The 22,484-nt window shown below is 64.9% G+C and carries 22 protein-coding genes and 1 pseudogene; 12 read left to right on the top strand and 11 right to left on the bottom strand.

Annotation, left to right across the window (positions count from 1 at the left end; genetic code table 11):
* Positions 1-48: 48 nt before the first annotated feature.
* The 8 genes and pseudogenes from QFZ70_RS09050 (at position 49) to QFZ70_RS09015 (ending at position 9,570) form a co-directional block, all read left to right on the top strand.
* The gene (locus QFZ70_RS09050) at positions 49-444 is read left to right on the top strand and encodes an FKBP-type peptidyl-prolyl cis-trans isomerase (protein WP_307095040.1); all 396 of its coding nucleotides are present in this window, start codon (positions 49-51) and stop codon (positions 442-444) included.
* 106 nt (positions 445-550) lie between these two features.
* Entirely contained in the window at positions 551-2,557 is a 2,007-nt protein-coding gene (locus QFZ70_RS09045; RefSeq protein ID WP_307095037.1) for a YafY family protein, read from the top strand.
* A 10-nt stretch (positions 2,558-2,567) separates the two neighbouring features.
* Entirely contained in the window at positions 2,568-2,915 is a 348-nt protein-coding gene (locus QFZ70_RS09040; protein WP_307095035.1) for a hypothetical protein, read from the top strand.
* A 32-nt stretch (positions 2,916-2,947) separates the two neighbouring features.
* Positions 2,948-3,220, top strand: coding sequence for a Sec-independent protein translocase subunit TatA (gene tatA, locus QFZ70_RS09035; RefSeq protein ID WP_307095033.1), 273 nt, complete (start codon positions 2,948-2,950; stop codon positions 3,218-3,220).
* 48 nt (positions 3,221-3,268) lie between these two features.
* Positions 3,269-4,063, top strand: coding sequence for a twin-arginine translocase subunit TatC (gene tatC, locus QFZ70_RS09030; RefSeq protein WP_307095031.1), 795 nt, complete (start codon positions 3,269-3,271; stop codon positions 4,061-4,063).
* A 20-nt stretch (positions 4,064-4,083) separates the two neighbouring features.
* Positions 4,084-7,024 (top strand): annotated as a pseudogene (locus QFZ70_RS09025) (DEAD/DEAH box helicase).
* Positions 7,025-7,075: 51 nt separating this feature from the next.
* On the top strand, positions 7,076-8,731 hold the full coding sequence (locus QFZ70_RS09020; RefSeq protein WP_307095028.1) for an amidohydrolase: 1,656 nt from the start codon (positions 7,076-7,078) through the stop codon (positions 8,729-8,731).
* Between the two features lie 95 nt (positions 8,732-8,826).
* Positions 8,827-9,570, top strand: a complete 744-nt coding sequence (locus QFZ70_RS09015) for a polyprenol monophosphomannose synthase (RefSeq protein ID WP_307095026.1) — start codon at positions 8,827-8,829, stop codon at positions 9,568-9,570.
* 89 nt (positions 9,571-9,659) lie between these two features.
* Here the strand turns inward: QFZ70_RS09015 and QFZ70_RS09010 are convergent, their stop codons facing one another.
* The 8 genes from QFZ70_RS09010 to QFZ70_RS08975 form a co-directional block, all read right to left on the bottom strand.
* Entirely contained in the window at positions 9,660-10,007 is a 348-nt protein-coding gene (locus tag QFZ70_RS09010; RefSeq protein ID WP_013600997.1) for an RNA polymerase-binding protein RbpA, read from the bottom strand.
* 245 nt (positions 10,008-10,252) lie between these two features.
* Complete coding sequence (locus QFZ70_RS09005) at positions 10,253-11,197, bottom strand: SPFH domain-containing protein (RefSeq protein WP_307095023.1); 945 nt, start codon at positions 11,195-11,197, stop codon at positions 10,253-10,255.
* A gap of 33 nt (positions 11,198-11,230) precedes the next feature.
* Entirely contained in the window at positions 11,231-11,695 is a 465-nt protein-coding gene (locus QFZ70_RS09000) for an NfeD family protein (RefSeq protein WP_307095022.1), read from the bottom strand.
* Positions 11,696-11,821: 126 nt separating this feature from the next.
* Complete coding sequence (locus QFZ70_RS08995; RefSeq protein WP_307095021.1) at positions 11,822-12,709, bottom strand: methyltransferase domain-containing protein; 888 nt, start codon at positions 12,707-12,709, stop codon at positions 11,822-11,824.
* Positions 12,710-12,767: 58 nt separating this feature from the next.
* Positions 12,768-13,448 (bottom strand): peptide deformylase, encoded by a 681-nt coding sequence (locus tag QFZ70_RS08990; protein ID WP_307095019.1) that lies wholly within the window; start codon positions 13,446-13,448, stop codon positions 12,768-12,770.
* Positions 13,445-14,650: an NAD(P)/FAD-dependent oxidoreductase gene (locus QFZ70_RS08985; protein ID WP_307095018.1), complete on the bottom strand. Its 1,206-nt coding sequence runs from the start codon at positions 14,648-14,650 to the stop codon at positions 13,445-13,447. The genes QFZ70_RS08990 and QFZ70_RS08985 overlap by 4 nt, the downstream gene beginning before the upstream one ends.
* Position 14,651: 1 nt before the next feature.
* Positions 14,652-15,335: a class I SAM-dependent methyltransferase gene (locus QFZ70_RS08980; RefSeq protein ID WP_307097839.1), complete on the bottom strand. Its 684-nt coding sequence runs from the start codon at positions 15,333-15,335 to the stop codon at positions 14,652-14,654.
* Positions 15,336-15,352: 17 nt separating this feature from the next.
* Positions 15,353-16,543 (bottom strand): type III polyketide synthase, encoded by a 1,191-nt coding sequence (locus QFZ70_RS08975; protein ID WP_307095017.1) that lies wholly within the window; start codon positions 16,541-16,543, stop codon positions 15,353-15,355.
* Positions 16,544-16,724: 181 nt separating this feature from the next.
* Here QFZ70_RS08975 and QFZ70_RS08970 point away from each other — a divergent pair, with 181 nt between their 5' ends.
* Complete coding sequence (locus QFZ70_RS08970) at positions 16,725-18,569, top strand: glycoside hydrolase family 95-like protein (RefSeq protein WP_307095015.1); 1,845 nt, start codon at positions 16,725-16,727, stop codon at positions 18,567-18,569.
* A gap of 163 nt (positions 18,570-18,732) precedes the next feature.
* Here the strand turns inward: QFZ70_RS08970 and QFZ70_RS08965 are convergent, their stop codons facing one another.
* Entirely contained in the window at positions 18,733-19,206 is a 474-nt protein-coding gene (locus tag QFZ70_RS08965) for a VOC family protein (protein WP_307095014.1), read from the bottom strand.
* Positions 19,207-19,290: 84 nt separating this feature from the next.
* The gene (locus tag QFZ70_RS08960) at positions 19,291-19,689 is read right to left on the bottom strand and encodes a VOC family protein (protein WP_307095013.1); all 399 of its coding nucleotides are present in this window, start codon (positions 19,687-19,689) and stop codon (positions 19,291-19,293) included.
* A 98-nt stretch (positions 19,690-19,787) separates the two neighbouring features.
* Between QFZ70_RS08960 and QFZ70_RS08955 the strand changes: the two genes are divergently transcribed.
* Entirely contained in the window at positions 19,788-20,195 is a 408-nt protein-coding gene (locus tag QFZ70_RS08955; protein WP_307095012.1) for a DUF3054 domain-containing protein, read from the top strand.
* A gap of 119 nt (positions 20,196-20,314) precedes the next feature.
* Positions 20,315-20,596 (top strand): Lrp/AsnC family transcriptional regulator, encoded by a 282-nt coding sequence (locus tag QFZ70_RS08950; protein ID WP_139029459.1) that lies wholly within the window; start codon positions 20,315-20,317, stop codon positions 20,594-20,596.
* A gap of 7 nt (positions 20,597-20,603) precedes the next feature.
* Here the strand turns inward: QFZ70_RS08950 and trpD are convergent, their stop codons facing one another.
* The gene (gene trpD, locus QFZ70_RS08945; protein ID WP_307095011.1) at positions 20,604-21,662 is read right to left on the bottom strand and encodes an anthranilate phosphoribosyltransferase; all 1,059 of its coding nucleotides are present in this window, start codon (positions 21,660-21,662) and stop codon (positions 20,604-20,606) included.
* Positions 21,663-21,774: 112 nt separating this feature from the next.
* Here trpD and QFZ70_RS08940 point away from each other — a divergent pair, with 112 nt between their 5' ends.
* Entirely contained in the window at positions 21,775-22,449 is a 675-nt protein-coding gene (locus tag QFZ70_RS08940; RefSeq protein WP_258061799.1) for a heme-copper oxidase subunit III, read from the top strand.
* Positions 22,450-22,484 lie beyond the last annotated feature (35 nt).

Below are 22,484 nucleotides of genomic sequence, written 5' to 3'. Positions count from 1 at the left end.
GCGGCATCCAACAGCAGCACATCATCTGCCAAACACCTAGGAGCAACCATGTCTTTTGGACAGCGCGATTTTGACCGCCAGAAGCCCGAAATCGATTTCCCCGAGGGCGATGTCCCCACGGAACTCGTCATCACCGACCTCATCGAAGGCGACGGCCGCGAAGCCACGGCCGGAGACACGGTTTCCACCCACTACGTGGGCGTAGCCTGGTCCACCGGTGAAGAATTCGACGCCTCCTGGGGCCGCGGTGCGCCGCTGGACTTCCGCGTCGGAGTCGGCCAGGTCATCCAGGGCTGGGACCAGGGCCTCCTGGGCATGAAGGTAGGTGGCCGCCGCCGCCTCGAAATCCCCTCCGAGCTTGCCTACGGTTCCCGGGGCGCCGGTGGAGCCATCAAACCCAACGAAGCCCTGATCTTCGTGGTTGACCTCGTGGGCGTTCGCTGACCACAGGCACAGCAATCCGCCAGGAGCGCGGCAGGAACAGGACCATCACATCCTGTTGCTGCCGCGCTTCCTGCGTTCCGGCACGGAGTTTAGTAACGTAACGAGGGTGTCCGCATCCCGTACTGAACGCCTCCTGAACCTGCTGATCGCCCTGCTCAACACCAGGTACGGCCTGCGCCGCAGTGAACTGCGCGAAACGATCTACCGTGACACCCCCGGCAATGAGGCATCCTTCGGCCGCATGTTCGAACGGGACAAAAGCGACCTTCGCAAATTCGGGTTCGACGTCGAAACCCTGACCGACCTGGGCTGGAGCGAGGATGACCCCGCCACCACCCGCTACCGCATCGGCAAGGAATCCAACCGCCTGCCGGACGTCCAGCTCGGACCGGAGGAGTGGACAGTACTTCTCCTGGCCTCCCAACTCTGGGAGCGCGCAGCCTTGGGCACAGCCGCCCAGAGTGCGCTGCGGAAGCTGCAGGCGTCCGGTGCCATGGCGGACGTCCAACTGCCCGCCGGGGTCCAACCCAGGATCAAGCCCGCCGGCCAGGCCTTCGACGACCTGGTTGCAGCGATGCATGCCAAGCACCCCGTCGCGTTCACCTACCTTGCCGGCAGCACCGGAACCGAGGAACAACGGACCGTCGAGCCTTGGGGCCTGGGAAGCCGTTTCGGGCACTGGTACCTCGCGGGCTACGACCGGGCCCGGAAGGCACCCCGCCATTTCCGGCTCTCCCGCTTCACCAGTGCGGTCACCACCCTTGAACGGGAGGAATTCACGCCCCCGCGCGACTTCAACATCCGGCAGGAACTGGACCGCCTGCCGGAGCTGCCGCTGCGCACCGCCGTCGTGGACGTCCGGGAGGGGCGCCTGCTGGCTTTGCGCCGCCGCGCCGTTGAAAGTGGCAATGCGCCGGACGCTGCCAAGGACAATACCCCGTTCCAGCAACCCGAAGCCGGCTACGAGCGGATCAGCCTGCAGTACCGGGACCCGGAGGTCATGGCTGAAGAGCTGGCGTCCTATGGCCCTGACGCCCTGGCCGCGGCTCCCGCCGAACTGGCCCATGCCGTGCGGCGCAGGCTCCGCGCCGCAGCTGACTTCAGCGCCGCCGCCGTTCCCCAGTTCCAGTTCGCGGCTGTGCCCGCCCGTCCCGTCCGCGCGCGCACCTCGGAGGACCAGCTCAAGCGGATGCTCCAGCTGGTGCCCTTCCTGGTGCACAATCAGGGCCTGCACATTCAGGATGTTGCTGATCGCTTCGGCATCAGCAGGAAGGAACTGGAGGATGATCTGCAGATCCTCATTTGTTCCGGCCTGCCGGAGGGATACCCCGACGACCTGCTGGACATCCAGTGGGAGGACGACCACGTCTACATCACCCAGGACCTGGACCTGACCCAACCTGTCCGCTTCACCGTGGAGGAGGCCTGCGCCCTCCTGGCCGGGTTGGAGACGCTGAACAGCCTGCCGGAGGTAGCAGAGGGCGGCGCCTTGGAATCAGTAACGCTTAAGCTCCTGGCGGCCGCCGGCGAGGAGGGGCTACGTGCAGCCTCCCTTGCCGGGCCGGAAGTGGCGCCTGCTGATGCCGCAACGCACGCCACCGTACGGCAGGCCATCGAGTCGGGGTCCCAGCTGCGCCTGAGGTACCTGGCTCCGCAGCGGGACAGCGTCTCGGAACGCGACGTGGACCCGCTGCGCCTCTACTCCCTGGACAACATCTGGTACTTCGAGGCCTATTGCCACTCCGTGGAAGGGCTGAGGAACTTCCGCCTGGACCGCGTTCAGGACATCCACCCGAATGGCCGGCCCGTGCCGGCAGGGACCACGCCCGCCAAGGGGGTTCCGGCCAAACTCTTCACCGCCAAGGACGACGATACGATCGTCACCGTCCAGCTCACCCGGCAGGGGAGGGGGCTCGCGGACGACTACTACGCGGAACGCACCGCAGAGCTCGACGACGGCGGGCTGGTGGCTGAGATACGGTTCGGCAACACGGCATGGCTTCCGATGTTCGTGGCCCAGCATGGCGGTTCCGCCCGGATCCTGGCGCCCGCGGAGCTTGCCGACGCGGCCCGCACCTGGCTGGCGGCGGCGCTGGCCAGATACGGCGGTTAGACTTCTCAGCATGCCTTGGTGGTCCTGGATCCTGATATGGGTGGCGCTTGTTGCGGTGTCACTGCTCTTCTATGTCCTGTTGGGCATCCGGCTGTTCCGCCAGATCATGGCCACCCTCAAGGATCTGGGGGCCGCAGGCGACAAGCTGGGGCAACTGGGCCCCATTGAGCAGCCCGCCACAGACCCGGATCCGGCGAAGGCGCACCCTGGTTCCGCAGTTTTTGCCTCCCCGACCGTCATGCGACATGATTACGAAGCATCCAAGTCATTCCGACGGGAAGAACGCCGCCTCAAACGAGTGCAGCGCAAGACGGACCGGGGCCAGCCGCAGGCACTCGGCGATCTGGACTTCACTTAGAAGTAAAATGTACTTAGACGAAAGGATTTCCCGTGGGAAGACTCTTTGATGGCCCCTGGCCCATCGTAATTATCATTGTTGTTGCTTTGCTTCTTTTCGCCGCACCCAAGCTTCCGGCCATGGCCCGCAGCCTCGGACAGTCAATGCGGATCATCAAGTCCGAAGTCAAGGAAATGAAGAACGACGGCAAGACCGAGTCCACTGACGCCTCAGGCCCGGTGGAAGGCACCATCGTGAACCACCCCCAGGCGAAGCCCGGCGAGCCGACCGACGGCACTGACGTTCCGCCGTCGAACCGCGCCTGACCCCCAGTGGCACTGTCGCGGGCCCGTAAAGCCAACCCCGAGGGGCGGATGGCTCTTTGGGACCACCTCAAAGAGCTGAAGAACCGGCTGATTAAGTCGGCTATCGGCGTCGTCATTGGCGGCATCGGAGGCTGGATACTTTACGATCCGCTGCTGAAGGCGCTGGCTGATCCGGTCAACCGCATCTCCCAGCAGACCGGCGGGCTCTCGGCGATCAACTTCGGTACCATCGCCTCTCCGTTCGACTTCAAGCTTCAGATGTCGCTCCTCATCGGGGTGGTCATTTCGAGTCCCATCTGGATCTACCAGCTGTGGGCGTTCATCACCCCGGGCCTCACGTCCAAGGAGCGGCGCTACACACTGGGCTACATGGCCGCTGCCGTCCCGCTGTTCCTTGCCGGTATCTGGGCGGGGTGGCTTGTGGTGCCGCAGGTGGTCAGGGCCCTGACCCAGTTCACGCCGGACGGTTCGTCCAGCGTGATTGATGCGCGCACCTACATCGAGTTCGTGACCCGCATGGTCCTGGTGCTGGGCATAGCCTTCCTGGTCCCCGTCGTGTTGGTAGGTATCAACATGGCCGGAGTTATCTCCGGCCAAACCATCCTCAAGGCCTGGCGCATCACCGTGTTCCTGGTGTTTGTCCTGGCGGCCATCGCGGCCCCCGGCGCTGACGCCATCTCCATGTTTATGCTTGCAGGCCCGCTGCTGGTGCTCTTTTTCGCCGCCATCGGGGTCTGCCTGATGAACGACAAGCGCAGGGCACGCCGGCAGGCCAAGCGGATGGCGGAAACCGAGGCAACAGCGGACGTCGCCACCCCGGGCAGTGAGCTGAAGAACCTCTAAGCGCCCGTTAGGCTTGGGGTATGTCCTCCACCGACGGTTCGTTCCAGCCCAGGCCATTCTCTACCGGTCCGAGCGATCCTGAAGAGCTCACGCCGGCGGAAAAGTACCGTCTCAGCGCTGAACGAAGGGCAGAGGCAGCCACATACCTCGGAGCCTTCTCCCGCACCCTCGATTTCGAACTCGATGACTTCCAGCGGCAAGCCTGCCTCTCCCTGCAGGAGGGCAGGGGCGTGCTGGTTGCAGCTCCTACGGGGGCCGGCAAAACCATTGTTGGCGAGTTCGCCATCTATCTGGCCCTCGAACGCGGCCTGAAGGCGTTTTACACCACACCCATCAAGGCGCTGAGCAACCAGAAGTTCACCGAGCTCAGCGACAAGTACGGAGCCGACAGCGTAGGCCTGCTGACCGGTGACACCAGCATCAACGGCGATGCTCCCGTGGTAGTAATGACCACTGAAGTCCTGCGCAACATGCTTTACGCCGATTCGGCGACCCTGGGCGACCTGGGGTACGTGGTGATGGATGAGGTGCACTACCTTGCAGACCGGTTCCGCGGTGCCGTCTGGGAAGAAGTCATCATCCACCTCCCCAGCGAAGTGCAGGTGGCCTCCCTCAGCGCCACCGTCTCCAACGCCGAGGAGTTCGGCGCCTGGCTTGATACCGTCCGGGGCGATACGGACATCATTGTCTCCGAGCACCGGCCTGTGCCGCTCTGGCAGCACGTCATGGTAGGCCGGCAGATCATGGACCTCTTTGCCGGGGAAACCACCTTCGACGAAATCGCTCCGCCGGTGGATTCCGACGAAGCGCAGCCGGACTCCAGGAAGGCAGCTTCCACAAGCCGGGGCTTTGACGTTAATCCCGACCTCCTCACCGTTGCCCGCAGTGAAAGCATGCAGAGCTTCCGCGCGAGGTCTGGGCCCGGTGGTCCCGGCGGCCGCGGCCAGCGCGGCAGGCGCGGGAATGACCGCCCGGGCCGGGGCGGCGACGAACGCGGAGTGCGCCCGGCCAGCCGGCCGCAGGTCATCGCAAGCCTTGACCGCATGGACCTCCTCCCGGCCATTACCTTTATCTTCTCCCGGGCCGGCTGTGACGCTGCCGTTGCCCAGTGCGTAGGTTCCGGACTGTGGCTCACCACCGAAAAGGAGCAGCGGATCATCGCGGAGCGCGTTGACGAGGCCGGCCATGACATTCCACCGGACGACCTGGAAGTCCTGGGCTTCTGGACCTGGCGGGACGGACTGCTTCGCGGTTTCGCGGCGCACCATGCCGGCATGCTGCCCACCTTCAAGGAGGTCGTGGAGAAGCTCTTCGCGGACGGCCTGGTCAAGGCTGTGTTCGCCACGGAAACTCTTGCCCTCGGCGTCAACATGCCGGCGCGCTCCGTGGTGCTCGAAAAGCTGGACAAGTTCAACGGTGAAGCCCATGTGGACATTACTGCGGGGGAGTACACCCAGCTGACCGGCCGTGCCGGACGGCGGGGCATCGACGTCGAAGGCCACGCCGTGGTTCTGTGGCAGCCGGGAACGGACCCGACGGCGGTGGCCGGCCTGGCGTCACGGCGCACCTACCCCTTGAACTCGAGCTTCCGGCCCACCTACAACATGAGTATTAACCTCCTGGCCCAGTTCGGCCGGGCCAGGGCACGCGAGATTCTGGAATCCTCCTTCGCCCAGTTCCAGGCGGACCGCTCGGTGGTGGGCCTGGCCAAGCAGGTCCGCAGCCGTGAGGAATCGCTGGCCGGCTATGCGAAATCGATGACCTGCCACCTCGGGGACTTTACCGAGTACGCCCGGTTGCGCCGGGAGCTGTCCGACGCCGAAAACGCGACCTCCCGGACCAAGTCACGCGCCCGGAAGTCACTCAGCGACGACTCGTTGGCCCGCCTGCTTCCGGGTGACGTAGTGCATGTCCCGGGCGGACGGGCTCCCGGACCGGCCATTGTGCTGAGTTCGGACCACAGCAGCCGGGAACCGCGGCCAGCTGTGCTGACGCTGGACAACCAGCTGCGCCGCATCGGGGACCGATGACCTCGAAGGTCCCATCGCGCCGGTGACGCGCATCCGCATCCCCAAGTCCTTCAACGCCAAGGTTCCCAAGTCCCGGCGTGACCTCGCATCTTCCGCACGGAACGCGCTGCGGGAGAACCGCCCGCCGGCCCCGGGCAATAACCGGAACAACGACTTCGGCCTCGCCACGTCCCTGCCCAACCAGGAGAAGCGCATCGCGGACCTTCGACGCGCCCTCCGCGGCCACCCGTGCCACGGGTGCAGCGAACGGGAGGACCACGCACGCTGGTCCGAGCGCTGGTGGAAGCTCCGGCGGGAGACGGACGGGCTGGTCCGGCAGATCCAGGGCCGCACCAACACCATCGCCAAGACCTTCGACCGGGTCTGCGATGTCCTGTCCTCCTACGGCTACCTCGAACCGACCACGGACGGCAGGCTGATGATCAGCCCCGACGGGCACAGGCTGAGGCGGATCTACGGCGAAAAGGACCTGTTGATTTCCCAGTCCCTCCGGCTGGGCGCTTTCGATGACCTGGACGCCGTGGAAGTCGCAGCCCTCGCCAGCGTCCTGGTGTACCAGGCCAAGCGCGAGGACCGCGGCATGCGGCCGAGGATGCCCAGTGTCTCCCTGGAGACCTCGGTGGACATCGTTGTCCGGGAATGGTCCGCCCTTGAGGATACGGAAGAGGAAAACAAGCTTCCGCTGACCGGCGAGCCCGAGCTGGGCCTGGTGTGGCCGATCTACAAGTGGGCGCGTGGCCGGCACCTGCAGGACGTCCTGAGCGGTACGGACCTCGCAGCGGGGGACTTTGTCCGCTGGGTCAAGCAGGTGGTTGACCTGCTGGACCAACTGGCAAAGATTCCCGGTTTGGACCCACGTCTCGCACGCCTTTGCTCCGACGCCATCTCGCTGGTCCGCCGCGGCGTTGTGGCCTATTCTTCCGTCCTCTGACCCACCGCCTGCTGCTGCCGGCCTTCCTATCTCCAGGAGTTTTGCTTACCTATGCCCCATCCCGAAGCCCTGCCCGGATCCCGCTCCAAAACCAGCCCGGTGCTTTACCGCAACGGCTCCGTTTACACCGCCGCTGACCCCTTTGCCACGGCCATGCTGGTGGACGGAGACACGGTGGCGTGGGTGGGATCGGAACAGGCAGCATCTTCCATCCAGGACAGCTCCATGGAGGTCATTGACCTCCGCGGCGCACTGGTTGCCCCCGGTTTCGTGGACTCACACATGCACCTGACCGAAACCGGGATCGCCTTGGACTCCCTGGCCCTGCAGGACCTGAGGTCGGCAAAAGACCTTTTGGCCGCCGTGGCCGTCGCGCCCGGCGACGGCCCGGTCCTGGGTCACGGCTGGGATGACACCACCTGGGCCGACGCCACCTTGCCCAGCGCGGAGGAACTGGAGCGGGCTGCAGGGGGCCGTCCTGTCTACCTGTCCCGCGTTGACGTCCACTCTGCCCTGGTCTCGACGTCCCTGGCAGCCTCCGCCGGCCTCCGCGGGCTTGATGGTTTCGACGGCGGCGCAAGGGTCCGGGGGGCCGCGCACGCGGCGGCCCGGCAGGCCACTCGCCGGCTCCCGGCAGAGGTGCTCCGCCGGCACCAAGACCGCGCCCTGGCCGAGGCCGCCGCCAACGGCTACGTGGCAGTGGCAGAGATCGGAGCGCCGCACATCGGGGGTGCGGAGGATCTTCGGGTGGCGGATAGCTGGAACAGCAACGGGGACACCCCCGCTCCTGAGGTACTGCCTTACTGGGGTGAACTGGCCACATCGGAAGAACACGCCCGCAGCATTCTTGACCAGCTGGGCGTCAGCGTCCGGGGCCTGGCAGGAGACCTGAACATCGACGGGTCCGTAGGATCACGGACGGCGGCCCTGAGGTCCGGTTACAGCGACGCCCCGGACGAGTCCGGCAGCCTGTACCTGAGTGTCGAGGAGGCAGCGGCCCACCTTGCAGCCTGTTCCCTCGCCGGAATCCAAGGCGGTTTCCACGTCATTGGTGATGCCGGGCTGGATGCCGCACTACAAGCCCTGGAGCTGGCGGCCGCCGAGGTGGGGGAGCAAAGGATCCGGGCCGCCGGCCACCGGTTTGAACACGTGGAGATGGTGGACGCAGCAGCCGTGGCAACGCTTGCCCGCTACTCCGTGACCGTTAGTGCCCAGCCGGCCTTTGACGCTGCCTGGGGTGGCCCGGGAGGACTCTACGAGAAGCGGCTGGGGGAGCGGAGCAGGGCCATGAACCCGTTTGCCAGCCTGTACTCTGCCGGGGTTCCGGTCTGCTTCGGCAGTGACAGCCCCGTGACGCCGCTGCGCCCCTGGTCCAGCGTCAGGGCTTGCCTTGAGCACCACAATGAAGACGAGCGGATTTCGGCTCGCGCGGCTTTCCTGGGACACACCCGTGCCGGCTGGCGGGCAGCCAGGTATCACAATCCCATGGCGGGCCAGCTGGTCCCCGGAGCTCCCGCGAGCTTCGCTGTTTGGGAGGTCGAGGAGCTGATGGTGCAGGTGGCCGACGGCAGGGTGCAGTCGTGGAGCACCGACCCCAGGGCCCGCACACCGTTGCTGCCTGCGCTGGACACCGGCTCCGACCCGGTTTGCCTGCAGACTGTAAGGGACGGTTTGGAGCTGCACGCCAACCCCGCCCTGCGTTCCTGACCCCCGCGCCCTCCGCCCTATAATGGGTAGCTGCGCCTGCCAGCGATTTCGCTCGTGAGCGGGTGCACCGACTGTTCCCTCCAGGAAGGCCATCTGTGCGCGTCCTTACCATCATCCCCACCTACAACGAGCTGGAATCGCTGCCTATCACCCTGCAGCGGCTCCGCGCAGCCGTCCCGTCCTCGGACGTGCTGGTAGTGGATGACAACAGCCCCGACGGCACAGGCCAGCTCGCAGATGGAATCGCTGCCGAAGACTCCCAGGTGCACGTCCTGCACCGGAAGGGCAAAGAAGGCCTGGGCGCCGCCTACATCGCCGGCTTCAAGTGGGGACTCGACGCCGGCTACGACGTCCTCGTGGAGATGGACGCGGACGGTTCCCACCAGCCCGAACAACTTCCCCAGCTCCTCGAAGCCATTGACCAGGGCGCCGATCTTGCCATGGGATCCCGCTGGGTTCCCGGCGGAAGCGTCGTCAACTGGCCGCTGTACCGGCAGGCCATTTCGCGGGTGGGAAGCACGTACGCCCGCCTCATGCTGGGCCTGAAGATCAAGGACGTTACCGGCGGCTACCGCGCGTTCCGCCGGACCACGCTGGAAAAGCTCAACCTGGAACAGGTGGACTCAGTCGGTTACGGCTTCCAGGTGGACCTCGCCTGGCGGGTGTCCCGCATGGGCCTGCGGATCGAGGAACGGCCCATCACCTTTGTGGAGCGCGAACTCGGCGCCTCCAAAATGAGCGGCAACATCGTGGTGGAGGCAATGGTCAACGTCACCAAGTGGGGACTCCAAGCCCGCTGGAACACCCTCACCCGCAAAAAATCGCCCGCACAGCCGTGAGCGCTCCCGCCGCCACGTCCCGATAAAGCGCCAAAAGCAAGGGCCGTCTCCCACAGTGTGGGGGACGGCCCTGATGCATCTCGACAGTTTTATGCGGAGCGGCGTTCTCCGCGGCGTTCGCGCAGGATGGTCAGACGATCCTCGAGGATCTGCTCCAGTTCCGGAAGTGAGCGGCGTTCCAGCAGCATGTCCCAGTGCGTGCGGACAGCTTTATCGTTGCTGGTGTCCGGGCGTTCGCCGTCGACCAGGAGCGCTTCCTTGCCGGTCTTGGAAACCCAGACCGGGGGAATCTCGGCTTCAGAGGAGAACGTAACAAAGACCTGCTCGCCGTCCTCGCACCGGTACTCGACGCGCTGGCGCGGAGCCGGCTCGACTCCGGACTCGGTCTCCATGCTCTGCGCACCAAGGCGCATGCCCCGCAGGCTGCGATCGCTCATGTTTTCTCCCTCTGGTCGGTTGGCGGAGTGAACCCCGCGCTAGCCGGTGGCTAAGAAGCACCTCCGGACTACTGTGTGCTCTGTGCTGCATCTTAAGATTCAACGCATTGCGAAGCTGGGTTGTTCCAGCGGATTGCTCCTGCCGGACAAATACCCAATTATACCGGTGTCATACCGCCCCGGCCAAAATTGAGGGGATCCGCAGCAGCTGCGGATCCCCTCACTGTGCCTTTCGCGGCCTTGACCTAAGGCTCGGAGGTTTTGGTTCCCACTTCGTCGAACAGTCCCGCCACGGCAGGATCAGGGTTTGTTCCGCCAAGAGCGTTGCCAATCCCCTTCAGGGCCTCGCCGACTTCGCTCGGGATGATCCAGAGTTTGTTGGAAGAACCCTCCGCGAGCTTTGGAAGGGTCTGCAGGTATTGGTACGCCAGCAGTTTCTGGTCCGGGTTGCCCTTGTGGATGGCGTCAAAGACCTTCTGGATGGCCTGCGCCTCGCCGTCAGCCCGCAGGATGGCCGCTTTGGCGTCGCCTTCCGCGGCCAGGATGGACGCCTGCCGCTGGCCTTCGGCAGTGAGGATGGCTGACTGCTTGGTGCCTTCGGCAGTCAGGATGGCGGCCCGGCGGTCACGCTCTGCACGCATCTGCTTTTCCATGGAGTCCTGGATGGAGTGGGGCGGGTCGATCGCCTTGAGTTCCACCCGGGAGACACGGATGCCCCAGCGGCCGGTGGCCTCGTCCAGGACCCCGCGCAGCTGTCCGTTGATCTGGTCGCGGGAGGTAAGTGCTTCTTCAAGGTTCAGCCCGCCCACCACGTTGCGCAGCGTGGTGGTGGTGAGCTGTTCGACTGCCTGGATGTAGTTGGCGATCTCGTAGGTGGCGGCCCTCGGGTCCGTGACCTGGAAGTAGACAACGGTGTCGATGGAAACCACCAGGTTGTCCTCGGTGATCACCGGCTGCGGAGGGAACGAGACCACCTGCTCACGGAGATCCAGCAACGGCAGGAGCCGGTCAACAAACGGAATCAGGATGGTCAGCCCTGGATTAAGCGTCCGCTGGTACTTGCCCAGCCGCTCAACCACGCCCGCGCGCGCCTGCGGAATGATCCGCACCGACCGCACCAGCACGATTATCACAAACACGATCAGGACCACCAGCACAATGGCCAATGCAGTTCCTCCTGCGTTATCCATACATCTCCTTGTTCCCCATTTGTTCAGGCTGTGTCAGGACTGGCTTGCTGCTTCCGGCGGCGCTGTTACCACTGCCGTGGCCCCGTCGATGGCGGAAACCACCACTTTCTGGCCGGCGGGAAGGACGCCGCCTGCAGAGCGGGCGGTCCAGATGTCTCCGCCGATCTTGACCAGGCCGCCGTCGGACGTCACGGGCTCCATCACCACGGCCTGCTCACCGATGAGCCGGTCCACGTTGGTGCGCTGCTCAGACGGACTGTTCTTCAGGTGCGCCAGGGCCACTGGCCGGACGAAGGCGATCATCAGCAGGGACACCACGCAGAAGACCACGATCTGCAGCCAGAGGTCGGCGCCCGCGAAGTCCGCTACCAGTGCGGCCAGGGTTCCTCCGCCGAGCATGATAAAAAACAGGTCAAGCGTGATCATCTCGATCACGGCAAACGCCAGGAAGGCGGTGAGCCACAACGCCCACCAGTTTTCCCCGAGCCATTCGAACAACGTGTTCCCCCTTCGCTACGGGGAGCCGAACGCGCGCACCCGCCAGTAACTGTCCTCCAATCTTAGTGCGGCCCCGTCCGCTGTGGGCTGGCTCTCAGCGGTCGTGCGGGGATAGTGGCCAAGTCGTTACGTCGCAGCGGGTTTGATGGGCCGGAACACCGTCAGCCGGAAGTTCGCTCGGGCCTGAACGGGCTCGGGCTGGCTCTCCAGTCGTTTCGAAAGGTCCTCCCGCCGGAGGTGGTGGCCCGCCGGCCCCATAAAAGCGAGACTTGCCGCTTCCTGCCGGGTCAGTGCCAGCGGAATCTCTATGTCGGTACTTGTTTCCACGTCGAAATGGCTGCCCATCGCTTCGGCCAGCCGGGTTTCCTTGCCTTCCTCGATGCCGAGCATTCCGGTGACCGCGGCGATGCCAGCGAGGTGACCGGTCCGGGGTGTGACCACCACCAGCCGTCCGGCAGGCCGCAGGACCCGCGCAAATTCCGCGGCGTTGCGGGGTGCAAATATGACCGTTATGGCGTCCACCGACTTGTCTGCCAGCGGCAATGGCTGCCAGACATCGGACACCAGGTTCACAGCCTCGGGGTTGAGCCGTGCGGCCCGGCGCAGGGCGAATTTGGAGATGTCCAGGCCTACGGCAGCCACCGGGCGCCGGTGCTGTGCCGCGGCAGCGTCGAGCACCGCCCTCAGGTAGTGTCCGGTTCCCGTTCCGGCGTCCAGGACCGCGGCGCGTTCTTCGGACAGGCAGGGCACGACGGCGGCCGCCACCGCAGCTGCCAGAGGCCGGTAATGCCCCGCCTCCAAGAAGTCGGAGCGGGCCTGGACCATGTCAGCAGTGTCGGACTCGAAGGCAGTGCCCTTCCCGACCAGCAGGTTGAAGTAGCCCTGGCGAGCGGCGTCGTAACTGTGGCCGGCACGGCAGGCCAGCCGGCTCTGACCCGCCGGGGCAGCAGCCAGAAGTTCCAGCGGTTCCCGGCACACCGGGCACAGCAGTAAAAGGTCGGTGGTGGAGGGCATGGCAACCATCCTATGGCTCCCACATCCGGTTCTTTCCGGCGCAGGGTGCGCTGCAAGGTCAGCGGGCGCTGATGCCGGCGGGGCCGGAGTCGAAACCGAGCCCCTGCTGCGCCTTGCTGATGCCTGGCTCGGCCCAGTGGGCGGCGTATTCGGCGTTGCTGCTCAGGGACCGAAGCTGGGCGCGGTCCACGTACAGCACACCCTGCAGGTGATCTGTTTCGTGCTGCACGATCCGGGCCTGCCAGCCGGAAAACTCCCGCTGTATGGCGGCCCCGTCGGGGGACTGGAACTCAAGAAGCACGTTTTCGTGCCGGGCCACCACGGCCTGAAGCCCGTTGAGTGAGAGGCAGCCCTCGTAGAAGGACGCAACGCCAGGGCCCAGCGGTGTGTAGCGGGGGTTCAGGACGGCGAGGAAGTCCAGGGGGCTTCGGCGGCGGAGGGCAGCAGCCTCAGGGTCGACGTCGTACTGGTCCTCCATGACGGCCAGCTGCAGCGGTATTCCGAGTTGGGGCGCTGCCAGCCCAACGCCCGGAGCCTCGTGCATCACCTGCCGCATCAGGGTAATCAGCCGCTCCAGTTCGTCGTCCGACAGCTGCCCGTCGAAGGCGGCGGCGCGCTGCCTGAGCGCCGGATGGCCTGCCTGAACGATGGGCGGGAGAGCGCCGGCTGAGAGTATGAGCTCCACGTTTTCGCGGATCTGCTCTGCAGTGTATGCGGTCTCAGGCAGGCTTTGGCTCATGGGGAAAGCCTAGCGGCCGGGCCGGACACGAACTTCGGCCCCTGCATGGTGAAGCGCCGCGCGACCCATCGGTTGACCGCCGGAGTGGCAGCAGCGGCGCTCATCCCCAGGTTTCGGAGGCTCAATAACGGCCGGGGCAGGGGCCGTCCCAGCATCATGTTGATTTCGGACTGTCGTTTGGCCACTGCCGCCGCCCGTTGCCGCCGTGCCTGGAACTCCTTGAGCTCCGCATCCATGTGGTCCAAGCTTCCGCCGGCCAATGCCGCCCGGATGAGGGGGGAGAGGGCCCGGGCATCCAGCCAGCCCAGATTCATGCCCTGGCCACCAATGGGACTGATCTCGTGGGCAGCATCGCCGAGCAGGAACACCCGCCCCGCCACCATGCTCCTGGCGACGGTGGAACGGACGCTGAAGGCGCTCACCATGGTGTTGGTGCCGGCATCCGGGAGGATCCCGGTTCGGCGCAGGACCAGCTGTGCCAACTCATCCGGCCCGGCAGTACCGGCAGGGCTTCCCAGCCGCACCACCCACCGCCGTATTCCGCCCGGCAACGGAAAGGACTCAACGATTCCGCCCGATTCAAGGAACAGCACCGCCCGTTCCCCGTAAAGCCCCGCGTCCCGGTAATCGCCCATGAGGTAATGGTCAGGATAAATTTTCCGGCACACCGGCACCCCTAAGAGGTCGCGCATGGGCGACCGGGCGCCGTCTGCCGCCACTACGAGGGACGCCGTAAAGGCGGCCGTTCCTCCCTTGCCGCCCCCGGCGGGTTCCGCGACGGCGGTGACTGACCCGCCGTCGTCCTTCAGTGCAGTGGCCCGCACGCCCCTGACCAGGGCGCCGCTGTCCAGACGGCGGACCCGCTCCTCCAGCAGCTGTTCGGTCCTGAACTGGGGCAGGGCCAGCACGAACGGGTACGTGTCCGAAGCCGCCGCAAATGGCATGATACCTACAGTTTTTCCGCCGCTGACCGCCAGACCTTCGCGGATTTTTATCCCCTCCCAAACTGCGGACGACGCAATCCCCACTTGCTCCAAAGCCTCCAGGGCCGGCGGATGGATGCCGATGGCCCGGGAGTGCAGGTTCCGGGCCTGCCTCTGTTCAAGAACCTTGACGCTGATGCCGTCCTGAAGCAGCAGGGCAGCCAGGTAGAGGCCCACAGGACCCCCACCGATGATCACCACGTCTTTTGCCGCTGCCATTTCAGGTCCTGCGCAGGGCCAGCACCTGATGGAACGCGGTGGTCGCTTCGACGTGCCAGCCCGGGGGAGCGAGGGCGGCCAGTTCGGCCGGCGTGTAGCTCCTGCGAATGGACGTCAGTCCGTCCTTCCGGATGTAGGAATGGGGAAATGGCAGCGCGGCGGCTGAGAAGAGCGCGTACGCGGCGGGGCTGCGCCTCAGGTCGTTGTGCAGCGCCTTCCTGGTGGAAAGGGCTGCCGAGTCGGCGAGCAGCTGCTGAAGTTCGTCCGCCGAGAGGTGGTGCAGGACATGGTTTGAAATGACGAAATCAAAGCGTCCGCCCTCCCGGACAAGATCGGCGCTGTGCGCCTGCCGGAACTCGACACCAGGTTTGGGCGGACGCCCCCGCGCATAGGCGGTGGCCCGCGCATCAGGGTCTATGCCGGTAACACGCAGCGGAAGTCCGTCACGTCGGGCCCAGCCCGCCAGCAGGTGCGCGAGGTCGCCGCCCCCGGAGCCGATGTCCAACAGCGTGGCGGGAGTCTTGTGCGCGACCATCAAGGGACGAAGCTCCCGCACATAGAGCCTCCGCCACCCGGACAGTGCGCGGTTGACCACTCCAAACTGGCGGTAGGTGTTCTGCAGGCGCCGGGCGTCGCAGTCCGGGTCGTCCATCAGTTCCACGGCCTTGACGGCGCGCTGCCGCATCAGCAGGTCCAAGGGGCTCAGGATACGGGTACTTCTGCCGCGGCGTGTCCGGGCACCCGGCCCAGGTCCGCGGCCGCAGCCTGACGGAGTTTGGTGAACAGCGCAGTCTCCACCGTGAGTCCCGGGCCGAAGGCCATGGAACAGATGCGTTCGTCCCCGTCCTCCGGGTCCTGTTCCAAGATGTGCTTGAGGACAAACAGCACGGTGGCGCTGCTCATGTTTCCGAAGTTGCGCAGCGTCTCGCGTGCCGGTACCAGTTGCTCGTCGGTGAGACTTAGCCGGGCCTGAACTTTGTCCAGGATGCTCCGTCCGCCGGGGTGGATAGCCCAGTGCCGGATGGACGTGTAGGGGAGTGCCTCCAGTCCCGGGTCCCGGGCAAGAAGGGGCTGCAGGGCGCCCACGATGTGGTCATCGATGATGTGCGGGACATAATTCCCCAGGATCATTTCGAATCCGTGATCGCCGATGTTCCACGCCATCGAGTCTTCGCCAACCGGTGTGAGCACGGTTTCGAAGTGGTCAAGCTGGAGCAGGGACTTTTCCTCCGATCCGCTGCGTGCAGTGACGACGGCGGCCGCCGCGCCATCGGCGAAAAGGGCTGAACCCATAATGGTGTCCGGATCGTTTGAGGTGCGGACGTGCAGGGAGCACAGTTCGGCGCACACCACCAGGACCACGGCCTGCGGGTCGGCCTCGCAGAACAGTTTTGCGGCCCGGAGTGCGGGGAACGCGGCATAGCAGCCCATGAATCCCAGGTGGTAGCGCTGGACGGCAGGATCCAAGCCCAGTTCCCGGACGATTTTGTAGTCGGGGCCGGGATTGAAAAAGCCTGTGCAGGACACGGTCACAAGATGAGTTATGTCAAGTAGATCCAGTTCCGGGGCGGCATTGACTGCTGCACGGGCGGCTTCCACGAAGAGTTTTGTTGCCTCGCGGCCGAAGATGTCGTTGCGGACCTTTGTGCTGGGGTTCAGCAGCAGGCCGGTGTCAGGATCAAAGAACTGCGGATCGTCGGAGCGGGAATCCGTTGTAAGTTCGTCCACGGCGGTAAAGCGCGTATCAATGGCAGCGGAATCAAAACAGGTGTTGACCAGGCGTGAGCCGAGCCTCGTCAAGCCTGGCTGGGCCGCAAACACCTCACGGGCTTCTGTTTGGATCAGAATCGTTTTCGGAACTGCAGTTTCCAGTGATCGAACATAGACCGTCATTGACTCATTCTTAACGAGCAACCGGAATAAGACAATGACCTGCGGATTCATGGGTTTCGGCTGAGGTTGCGGGTGCGCTTGCCTTTGCCTGCCAGTGGGCACATTCCTGCCCCTCCCACCTCACCTGCAGAAACGCCGATAATCTACATTATGTCAAGTAAGTACTTTCGACACACACCCCGTGCCCGTTCCCTCGGCCTTTCGAGGAACTCAGCTTGAGGGCGCGGCCGTTCTGGCCCTGTCCCACAACGGGCAACCCGGTGCCGCAGGCAATGATGGCGAGGGTGCATCAGGTGCCCTCACCGGTATCACCGAACTGGTATTCGTCCTGGCCACCAGCACCTCATTCACGGTTCCCGGCCAGCCCCCGCGCGGCAATGCCTCGCAATGCGCCGCCGAGGCCTCTGTCCGGGCCTCGGCCGCCCTGGAACGTGGTTTTGACGCACTGCGCAAGGAACATGAGGACGCCCACAGGGCTCTGTATGACCGGTTGAGCTTAGTCCTTGAGCCCGGCCCTGACCGGCAAGTCCCCGCCCCGCGGGTGCCCACGGATTTGCGGATCCTGCACGCCGCAAAGCAGCCAGGCGGCGCTCCGGCAGCTGATCCCGGCCTCGTGGCGCTGCTCTTCAACTACGGACGGTACCTGCTGATATCGTCCTCCCGGCCCGGCACCCTGCCGGCAACGCTGCAGGGCATCTGGAATGACGAACTGCAGCCACCGTGGTCCTCCAATTACACGCTGAACATCAACACCGAGATGAACTACTGGGGGGCCGAAGCCGCCAACCTTGCGGAGTGCCATGAGCCGTTGCTGGACTTGGTGGAGGCCCTGGCAGACCGAGGGCGCACCACAGCAAGAATCCTCTACGGAACCCGAGGCTGGGCAGCACACCACAACACCGACGAGTGGGCGTTTACGTCGCCCACCTCCGGCCACGCCAGCTGGTCCCAATGGGCGATGGCTGGTGTGTGGCTCGTCTGCCATCTCGATGAGCGGCGACGCTTCGGATCAGCCACCCCGGACGAGCTGCGGCGCTTGTGGGCGCTGGCGTTGGGGGCGGCAGAGTTCGCGTGCGACTGGCTGCTGGACGACGGCGGCGCCACCCTGGAGACAAGCCCCTCCATCTCCCCCGAAAACTGCTACCTGAGCGGACAGGGCAGGGCAGCCGTGACCACCTCCAGCGGTATGGACCGGGCGCTGTTGACCTGGCTCTTTGACACTGTGCTTGCCTTGGCGGAGGAAGTAGGCGAAGAAGACCACCCGGTGGTGCGTGGGTCTGCTGCTGCCCGGGCGCGGATCGGTCCCCCTGCCGTTGGCGGCGGCGCAGTCCTTGAGTGGGGTACAGCACTCCGCGAAGCTGAACCGGACCACCGGCATATATCCCACCTGGTTTTTGCCTATCCCGGCAGCGCTCCCCTGACCGATGACCTACGGACAGCGATCAATACAACGCTCCACCGCAGGGGCGACGATTCCACCGGCTGGTCACTGATCTGGAAACTGTGCGTCCAAGCCCGGCTCCGGGAGCGCGGCCGGGTGGCGGATTTGCTGCGCCTTATGTTCAGGCCCGTCGCCACTACGGCGGTGAACCACTCCGGCGGCCTGTATCCGAATTTATTCGCGGCGCACCCGCCCTTCCAGGTGGACGGAAACCTCGGGTTCATCGCAGCAGTCACGGAGATGCTTCTGCAGAGCCACGCGGGAGAACTGCACGTGCTGCCTGCGCTCCCGGCGGACTTTGCCGCGGGCAGCGTCAGCGGGCTGGTTGCCCGGCCAGGTATCACCGTGGACATACGCTGGGAGCACGGCGCCGCCGTCGAACTTTCAATGACACCGCGGAACGCTGCAGCCGCCGGGATGAACCTGGCACGCATTGGCGAGTGGACTGGGTTTGTGGAACTGCGAACCGGCTATCGCACCCGGCTCGTAGCTTCCGGCCCGGAATTCAAAGTGACGTTCAGCGCCGCGGCCCGATTGCAGCGCCCACAACAGCACCAACGCCCAATCCCACGGCGAAGCCGATAAACGGACTGTCGAAAACGGCAAGGCCCAAAGTGATTCCGACGGCGGCGCCGAGGAGGCAGCAAATCCACAGCGGTTTATTCATCTGACCTGATGCTACCGCCAGGTGTCCGGGAGCACTGCCCGGACAGGAGCGGGTATTCAGACATAAGCAGCAGCGCCGACGTCAGCCGTCGTATGCCTTCTGCAGCTCGCCGATGTCCAGCTTTCGCATTCCCAGCATCGCCTGCATCGCGCGTTGCGAACCCTGCGGATCGTGCCCCGCAATCAAGGAGCCCAGTACAGACGGAACGATCTGCCAGGACACTCCGAAGCGGTCCTTGAGCCAGCCGCACATGCTTTCGCTGCCGCCGTCGGCCAGTGCAGTCCAGTAGCGGTCCACAGCGTCCTGGTCCTCACAATTGACCACAAACGAAACAGCCTCGGTGAAACTGGAGCCCCGCGCACCATTGAGCGCCGTGAAACCGCGGCCTTGCAGCTCGAACTCGACGACGATGGCCTGGCCTGCCGGACCCGGCGCACCTTCGCCAAACCGCGAAACGTTCAATATCTTCGAATCATCAAACACCGAGGTATAAAACTGTGCGGCCTCTTCCGCCTGGTTCCCGAACCAGAGGCATGTCCCGATGGTGCTTGGCATAGTTGCTCCCTTCGGGCTTGAGCCTAGTGCTCAAGCCACGGCTGGACAACGGTAATCAGACGCTGGGTTTCAGGCACCGGGGTTTCAGGCGCCGGGCCCTCCGGAGGCCGGGTGTCCTGTAGCCAGCTGGCTGACGAGTCCCAGCGTGTTGCCTTCGCTGTCCCGGACAAATGCCATCCACTCATCCGTACCTGCCGGTCCCAGGCGGCTGTCGGTATGGCTGTAAATCACCTGCGGCGCATCCACCACCTCCACTCCCCTGGCTTGGAGTTCGTCCACGGACGCCCTCACATCAGGAACGTGGAGGTACAGGAGAGCCCGCGGGGCGCCCGGTTCCAGCAGCAGCCGCACGCCCTCCAGGTCAAAGAAGACAAGGCCGGGCGGATCGAACACCGCAGTGGGTTGCACCGCCAGAAGTTCGGCGTAAAACGCAGCTGCCCGGCGGAGATCTTCCACGTGCTGGGCAACCTGAATCAACCGCACGGTGCCTCCTTCCGTCCCTTGTCTGTCCAGCCTGCCCAATCATCGAGGAGCGGGCAAGGGTCCGTACGGAAGCCCCTCCCGTTGCTAGGCTCGAAGCCATGACGCCTTCGATTCAGCGGCCCCTTCCTTCATCTCCGCGATCCCACATAGCCGCCGCAGCCATTGCCGACGCCGTGCTCATCCTGGTGTTCGCCGCCGTCGGACGTGATGCGCACCAGCGCGGCGACGTGGTTACCGGCGTCCTGCTGACCGCCTGGCCCTTCCTGGCCGGGGCAGCGCTTGGATGGCTGGTTTCGAGGGCATGGCGGAACCCGCTGTCCGTCCACCGGACCGGGCTGGCGGTATGGCTTGGAGCCCTGGTGGGGGGCATGGTACTCCGCCTGCTGACCGGACAGACCGTGGTGCTGCCGTTTATCATCGTGGCGTTGCTGAGCCTGGGGCTGCTGCTGGTGGGGTGGCGGCTGGCGTGGGCAGGGGCAGGGGCCAGGCGGCTGAGAAGCGCATGAGAAAAGTTAGCCGGGGGTGGCTGGAGGGCCGGCCGGCAGCGCGCCCGGATGTAATAGGCTGGCAGCACTGAAAGCTTGCCGGGCTCTGCTACGGCGCAACAGATCCGGAAGGATTTATCGTGATCACCGCATTCGTTCTGATCAAGACTGACGCTGCACGCATTCCTGAAACGGCTGAGGAGATCTCGGCGATCGAGGGCATCAGCGAGGTGTACTCGGTCACCGGCGAATGGGACCTGATTGCGGTGGCAAGGGTGCCCCGGCATGAGGACCTGGCGGACGTGATTGCGGACCGCCTGTCCAAGGTGCCTGCCGTGGTGCACACAACAACGCACATCGCGTTCCGCGCGTACTCCCAGCACGATCTGGACGCAGCCTTCGCCCTGGGCTTCGAGCAGTAGCCGGGAATTACCGGCGGGTCAGCGACACCCATTTCTCGAGGACGGCCGCGGCAGCGCCCGTCGCAATGGATTCGGCTGCACGGCTGAATGCCTTCTGCATGCGGTCGGGGAACGGACCGTCTGCACTGGTGTCGAATGCCACGAGGCCGGCTGCGGCATTCAGGAGAACGGCATCGCGTGCCGCACCTTCCTTGCCCGCGAGGACCTCGCGGACCACGGCGGCGTTGGCCTGCGCGTCACCGCCGCGGAGCTGCTCCACGGTTGCCGGTTTGATTCCGAGGTCCGACGGCGAGAAGGTCATCTCAGCCACAGCGCCGTCGCGGATTTCCCATACGGTAGAGGGACCAGTGGTAGTCAGTTCGTCGAGCCCGTCGTTTCCGCGGAACACCAGGCCACGGCTTCCACGCCGGGCCAGGACACCCGCCACCAGCGGCGCCATCCTGGCGTTGGCAACCCCCACTGCGGAGGCCTGGACTTTGGCTGGGTTGGTCAGCGGGCCGAGGAAGTTGAAGGCTGTAGGTATGGCCAGCTCTTTCCGCGGTACGGCGGTGTGGCGGAAGGACGGGTGGAACACCTGGGCGAAGCAGAACGTGATTCCTGCCTCCTCCGCGTTGCGCGCCACCTGTTCGATGGACAGGTCAAGGCGGACACCCAAGGCTTCCAGCACATCTGCCGAACCGGACGACGACGACGCCGCCCGGTTGCCGTGCTTAACCACCTTGGCGCCTGCTCCGGCAGCCACCAGCGCCGCCATGGTGGAGATGTTGACTGTGTTCAATTGGTCACCGCCCGTCCCGACGATGTCCAGCTTCTCACCTGTGATTGAGACTGGATTAGCGTGGGCAAGCATGGCATCCACCAGGCCTGAGAGCTCCGCAACGGTCTCACCCTTGGCGCTCAGGGCGACCAGGAATCCCGCAATCTGTGCGGGCGTCGCTTCCCCGGACATGATGGTGTCCATGGCCCAGGCGGTGCTGTCCGCCGTGAGGTCCTTGCCATTGATCAGTGCGGAGATCAGCCGCGGCCAAGTGTTGTCCGCCGACGCTGCAGATGCCTGTGAAGTCACCTGCTGATGCTATCGAGGGATGGCCGGGCGTGACCAATGTGAACGGTCGGAGGAACTTTTTGGGGCGATTTCGCGTCTTTGTAGAAAAAGTCCTCGCAAAAGGCGGTTTGCGTTGGGCAGCACGGACTTTTACAGACATAATGTCTATGTGACATCTGCGACCCATGCCCCCAGTTCCCCGGCGCACCCCACGCTGAACCGCCCCAATATGGTTTCCGTTGGAACCGTAGTGTGGCTGTCCAGCGAGTTGATGTTCTTCGCCGGTCTCTTCGCCATGTACTTCACTCTGCGCTCAACGAGCGGTGAAATGTGGGCGGCTGAGACAGCCAAGCTCAACTTCCCCTTTGCGCTCGTCAACACGATCGTCCTCGTGGCAAGTTCATTCACTTGCCAGATGGGCGTCTTCGCCGCCGAGCGGCTGCAGCCGCGGCGAACCGGAGGGGCCTTCCAGTTCGCCCGCTGGGGCATGAACGAATGGTTCACCCTCACCTTCCTGATGGGGGCGTTCTTCGTTGCCGGCCAGGCCACGGAATACGCGATGCTGGTTTCCGAGCACGTCTCGCTCTCCTCCAACGCCTACGGTTCAGCCTTCTACATGACCACCGGGTTCCACGGCCTCCACGTGATCGGCGGTCTGGTGGCCTTCCTCCTGATCATGGGCCGTTCCTTTGCCGCGAAGAAGTTCGGGCACTTCGAAGCAACGTCTGCAATTGTCACCTCGTACTACTGGCACTTCGTGGATGTCGTCTGGATCGGCCTCTTCCTGGTCATCTACGTACTCAAGTAGCCAGCTTTGATTCTTTTTCTACAAGAGGCAGAATT

The organism is Arthrobacter sp. V1I9 (assembly GCF_030817075.1).
Classification (GTDB): Bacteria; Actinomycetota; Actinomycetes; order Actinomycetales; family Micrococcaceae; genus Arthrobacter.
Note: the sequence above shows the minus strand (reverse complement) of the source record. Positions and strands in the feature narration are given on the sequence as shown.

What these genes read in the sequence shown, in the direction of transcription:
- QFZ70_RS09040 (WP_307095035.1), top strand. Translation starts at nt 2,568, where the DNA reads ATGCCTTGGTGGTCCTGGATCCTGATATGGGTGGCGCTTGTTGCGGTG.
- QFZ70_RS09020 (WP_307095028.1), top strand. Translation starts at nt 7,076, where the DNA reads ATGCCCCATCCCGAAGCCCTGCCCGGATCCCGCTCCAAAACCAGCCCG.
- QFZ70_RS08965 (WP_307095014.1), bottom strand. Translation starts at nt 19,206, where the DNA reads ATGCCAAGCACCATCGGGACATGCCTCTGGTTCGGGAACCAGGCGGAA.
- QFZ70_RS08995 (WP_307095021.1), bottom strand. Translation starts at nt 12,709, where the DNA reads ATGCCCTCCACCACCGACCTTTTACTGCTGTGCCCGGTGTGCCGGGAA.
- QFZ70_RS08990 (WP_307095019.1), bottom strand. Translation starts at nt 13,448, where the DNA reads ATGAGCCAAAGCCTGCCTGAGACCGCATACACTGCAGAGCAGATCCGC.
- QFZ70_RS09005 (WP_307095023.1), bottom strand. Translation starts at nt 11,197, where the DNA reads ATGGATAACGCAGGAGGAACTGCATTGGCCATTGTGCTGGTGGTCCTG.
- QFZ70_RS08985 (WP_307095018.1), bottom strand. Translation starts at nt 14,650, where the DNA reads ATGGCAGCGGCAAAAGACGTGGTGATCATCGGTGGGGGTCCTGTGGGC.
- QFZ70_RS09050 (WP_307095040.1), top strand. Translation starts at nt 49, where the DNA reads ATGTCTTTTGGACAGCGCGATTTTGACCGCCAGAAGCCCGAAATCGAT.
- QFZ70_RS08955 (WP_307095012.1), top strand. Translation starts at nt 19,788, where the DNA reads ATGACGCCTTCGATTCAGCGGCCCCTTCCTTCATCTCCGCGATCCCAC.
- tatC (WP_307095031.1), top strand. Translation starts at nt 3,269, where the DNA reads ATGGCTCTTTGGGACCACCTCAAAGAGCTGAAGAACCGGCTGATTAAG.
- QFZ70_RS09010 (WP_013600997.1), bottom strand. Translation starts at nt 10,007, where the DNA reads ATGAGCGATCGCAGCCTGCGGGGCATGCGCCTTGGTGCGCAGAGCATG.
- QFZ70_RS08975 (WP_307095017.1), bottom strand. Translation starts at nt 16,543, where the DNA reads ATGACGGTCTATGTTCGATCACTGGAAACTGCAGTTCCGAAAACGATT.
- QFZ70_RS08980 (WP_307097839.1), bottom strand. Translation starts at nt 15,335, where the DNA reads ATGCGGCAGCGCGCCGTCAAGGCCGTGGAACTGATGGACGACCCGGAC.